The sequence below is a fragment of the Xenorhabdus hominickii genome (assembly GCF_002632725.1).
Taxonomy (GTDB): domain Bacteria; phylum Pseudomonadota; class Gammaproteobacteria; order Enterobacterales; family Enterobacteriaceae; genus Xenorhabdus; species Xenorhabdus hominickii.
Genome location: NZ_NJAI01000073.1, coordinates 1 through 782, shown reverse-complemented (window position 1 = coordinate 782; position 782 = coordinate 1). Strand labels below are relative to the sequence as shown.

Here is a 782-nt window from a genome sequence, read left to right as displayed (position 1 = left end):
GTTTTGTATTTTTCAATACTCAATCTCATTCTTTGTTTTCCCAGTTCGGTTAAGTTAAGCGGCTTACCCAATTCATTTAAGTAATCCATAGACGCTTTTAGTTGCTTTTTCACCTCAGTACCGGCTAATTTATAGGTGTCCTCTAAATTTTCGGGTAACTGAACCAAGATATAATTTAATTTAATATTGTTATTTTTACTCACTATCATGGTTGCTTCCCCCGTCGTTGCTGAACCCGCGAAGAAGTCCAAAACAATATCGCCGTCACTCAGGCCCTTTAAAGAACTAATCAGTTCAGTCACGAGCTTTAAGGGCTTTTTCCCGTTTTTGAAAGGTACACCCCCTTCATTATCAAGCCCTGTGGTTTTAATATGCGACCAAAAATCACCCGGGTGAACAAACAGGTGATCAGAGGCAAAGATTAATTGCAGTCTGGGGTGTCGGCGGGTTTCTGAATAGGTTCCGCGTACCAGATAGACCAACCCCTGCGCTGACTGAACAGAAAAAACATCCTTTGTTTTTTTATTTTTCCGCTTTTCTTCACTGAGTTTGTGAACGCTGCTGGATTTGACACACTGACCTATTCGCCAGCTATTATCGAAAAGCCATTCATTCTTTTTGGAAGCCGGCCCTTTATATACGTCGGACAAAGACTTTAACGTGACGCCCGATAAAATTTCATCCAGTTTATTTAACTGCTCATCACTAAGATATTCCGACTCTTTTATCGCATCATAAAAATCCCTGTGCTCCCGGCTAAAATTATCCAAATAGATATTATA

The 782-nt window shown here is 40.2% G+C and carries 1 protein-coding gene; it reads right to left on the bottom strand.

Annotated elements, in window-relative coordinates; all coding sequences use genetic code 11:
• On the bottom strand, positions 1–782 hold a 782-nt coding region (locus Xhom_RS25125; protein ID WP_145957533.1), incomplete at both ends, for a DNA methyltransferase.